3 protein-coding genes and 1 pseudogene are annotated in these 3,262 nt (G+C 39.5%); 3 read left to right on the plus strand and 1 reads right to left on the minus strand.

The annotated features are described in order from the left end of the window. Positions 1-385, plus strand: a pseudogene (locus tag EO132_RS06395) (hypothetical protein); the annotation flags it as partial. Between the two features lie 472 nt (positions 386-857). Continuing rightward, on the plus strand, positions 858-1,184 hold the full coding sequence (locus EO132_RS06400; RefSeq protein ID WP_164732289.1) for a transposase: 327 nt from the start codon (positions 858-860) through the stop codon (positions 1,182-1,184). Between the two features lie 213 nt (positions 1,185-1,397). Here the strand turns inward: EO132_RS06400 and EO132_RS06405 are convergent, their stop codons facing one another. After that, a complete protein-coding gene (locus tag EO132_RS06405; RefSeq protein WP_127137091.1) occupies positions 1,398-2,006 on the minus strand; it encodes a hypothetical protein in 609 nt (202 codons plus the stop codon). 225 nt (positions 2,007-2,231) lie between these two features. Between EO132_RS06405 and EO132_RS06410 the strand changes: the two genes are divergently transcribed. Next, the gene (locus EO132_RS06410; RefSeq protein ID WP_127136571.1) at positions 2,232-3,221 is read left to right on the plus strand and encodes a transposase; all 990 of its coding nucleotides are present in this window, start codon (positions 2,232-2,234) and stop codon (positions 3,219-3,221) included. Positions 3,222-3,262 lie beyond the last annotated feature (41 nt).

The following is a 3,262-nucleotide window of genomic DNA, read 5'->3' on the forward strand; positions in this document are numbered from 1 at the left end:
GCCCATTTTCTATATGACCTGGGCCTATAAATCCAATCCATTGATGCAAGAGACCATTACCAAAGGGTACATGGATCTGGCCACATCGCTAAACGCAAAAGTGTTGCCTGTGGGACCAGTATATATGAAGGCCAGAACTGCGAGGCCTGATTTGGAATTCTATTTTGATGACAAACATCCTTCTTCGGATGGTACGTATTTGATTGCTTTGACCATTACCAAATTGCTTACATGCAAATCCATTCTTGAGGTTCCCAACCGTTTGATTACCAAGGATGCGAACGACGAAAAATTATATCTATCGTTTGTTTTACCTACCACAGGTAACTTTTTGAGACAGTTGGTGGATGAAATGAATTTTGAACCTTATAAGACCCAAAAATAAACTTGATAAAAACAGAGCATATTTTTAATTATAGACAGCTTGTTATTAGCATTCTGTCCTATGCTCTTGGATTGAAATGATATTTGGTACAAAGTTTCGACCAAAAGGATATTAGCACTTATGGCCTTACCTTTGGGATCAGTAATGAAGTGGGCAAACAAACCCATATGTCTTCGGTGGTAATTGAAAGGAACCCTATTTCAAAAGCTGTTGAGCAAATAAATCCGAATACAAGACCCACCTATAATATTCGACACTTTAAAAGTTTTGACCCCAATACCCAAAGTTTGCAAACATTTGCACAGGATATTGACCAAAGAGTGGAAACGCCGGACATGGTATACCACCTTCGCCGGATAGAATTGAGCCCCCTCAAGACTAACACAAGAGCCTGATTTTAAAATCACTAAATCCAAAAAATAGGTGGCTCTCATTTTCCGTTTTTGTTGGTCTCATTCATCCGGCTCATCCAGTGGTATTGCGGGAATCCGGCAGTTTTAAAGGAAAGACCAGAATCAGCAAAAAAGGGAACAGTCATATCCGGGCGGTCATGCACATGCCCTCGATGACCTGTGTGCGATGCAACCCTACATTGAAACGATTCTATAATAGGCTAAAGCCCAAAAAGGCAAAACCATTGGTGGCCTTGATAGCCGTTCAGAGAAAGCTGTTGATATTGATGTACACCCTTTGGAAGAGCGAGAAATTCTATGATGAAGCTTATGAAACAAAAAAGCAGCAAAAGCACAAAGCCCTTGCTGCGCAGGATAACAATTTGATAGATCAACTTGTTTCCTAAAATTATAAGGAAAAAACTTGTTTTTTGACACAGTACCTATGATTTCGTTGTGGCTGGCGGCTGATGAGCGACGGCGTGGGCCGGTGCGATTTTCCAGCGAGCCATAGCCGCATTACGAAAGCATTCCCGTGGTTAATTGTTTTCTTAAAAGTAGTGAATTTAGTTCAGGGCAGGAGGGAACAATGAATTATAGCCAGTGTTGTGGTGCGTATTTTATTCGATTTTGTCATAATTTAATTTTTCATTGTCAAGTTCAATGATAACATCAATTTTTGGCCAAAAAGTAATTTTTAAATCTTCTTTGGTTTTCAATGAATCGTAAGATTTTGTTATTATTTCTAAATATCGTTCAATTCCGTCAACTCCTTTATTTCTGTAGAATTCAAAAATGAATAAAACCTTTTCTGGACTTTCAGCAAAATCTGGTTTCTCTCCCATGTTTTCAAAGTTCTGCTTCATTCGCATACTTAATTCGGAAAATTTTACTTTTCGTTCATTTTTGACAATACTATCTTTTTGAATGAAAAAAGTGTTTTTAAATCTAGGATGAAACATTGGTATTTCACAATTTGCAATAGGATAGATATTGCGAATTTTGTTTTCTGTTTCTAAAACAATTTTTGGAATACTATCTGAGCAGACAATTTCTTTGAGGCGATCCAGAAAAGTTTTATAATTATCAAAGTCAGATATGTGAACTGCTACTCGTAAATCATTTGCGGCTTTGCTGTTAAGCCCATATTCTAGTACTTCCTTTTCCTGATTTCTGCAACTTGCCAAAAGAAATGCTATAATCAAATATTTGGCAAAGTTTAACTTCATATTGATGTTTGTTAATATGCACCACAACGGTCTCCTTTACTTTGAATTTATAAATTGAATAAGAGAAAGAGGAGAACTAAAACGGTCTCTAAGTTAAGCCTTACTAGACGTATCAGTCCTCTTTTCTCCTAAAAGTTGCATAGAACCAATTGGAATACCAGGTGTTGTAGCACCCAATAAAGGAAATAGTTTTTGCAACATAAATTAACTGTCAATTTTAAAATTATGAAAAATTACAAAGAAGCCATTGGTATCGATGTATCAAAGAAGACTTTGGACGTTAGCTGTCATCTATTGGGCAAGCACAAGGTATTTGCGAACGACATAAGGGGGTATCGTTCCATGTTGTCCTGGGTGGGAAAAGAAGTGAAGGAATCCTTTTTTTACTGTTTTGAGAACACGGGGAACTATTCCTTGAAACTGTCCTGCTATTTAAGTGGGCAAGGTGTTGATTATGTAGAGGAGAATCCGTTGAGGATAAAAAGGTCCCTTGGTCTGGTACGGGAAAAGAGCGACAAGGTGGATTCCCGGCTCATAGCAAGATATGCCTGGTTGTGCAGGGAAGAACTGACCATGAGCGAGGCAAAGAGTTTGGTTTATCAGGAGTTGGGGAGGTTATTGGGCCTTCGTGATCAAATGGTACGCAATAGGGCGGGGCTATTGGGCACCTTAAAGGAGATGGAACATTTGTTGGGGAGTCCATCCACGGATATAGGCTGTATTTGCATTAAGAGGACGATAGCTTCACTTGATAAACAGGTCAAGGCCATTGAGGCCAGAATGGATCAGATACTAAGGGAGGATGAGGAATTGTCGGGCAATTACGGACTGTTGCTTTCTTTACGTGGGATTGGTTTTGTGGTGGCGTGCCAGCTGCTCTATCACACCCAAAACTTCCGGCAATTCGATTCATGGAGAAAATTCTCGAGTTATTGTGGTCTGGCTCCCTATGACCACCAATCCGGTAGTGGTTTGAGAAGGAAGAGACAGTGTCATTGGATCGGGGACAGAAAGATGAAGACTTTGTTGAGTATGGCAGGTATATCGGCAATACAACATGATCCGGAGCTCAGGGCGTACTATAAACGAAAAATAGCGGAAGGGAAGCCTAAGATGCTTGCCTTGAACAATGTCAGGAACAAACTTTTGGCAAGGGCATTCTCAGTAGTAAAAAGAGGAACGCCATATGTGGTTTTACAGCAATACGCGGCTTGACAATAAGATCTAAATAAGTTTGGATTTGATCTTGGAATACG

This window comes from Flagellimonas oceanensis (assembly GCF_003992595.1).
Classification (GTDB): domain Bacteria; phylum Bacteroidota; class Bacteroidia; order Flavobacteriales; family Flavobacteriaceae; genus Flagellimonas; species Flagellimonas oceanensis.

Excerpts from the sequence above, each read along its gene's own strand:
- EO132_RS06405 (WP_127137091.1), bottom strand. The coding sequence starts at position 2,006 with ATGAAGTTAAACTTTGCCAAATATTTGATTATAGCATTTCTTTTGGCA.
- EO132_RS06410 (WP_127136571.1), top strand. The coding sequence starts at position 2,232 with ATGAAAAATTACAAAGAAGCCATTGGTATCGATGTATCAAAGAAGACT.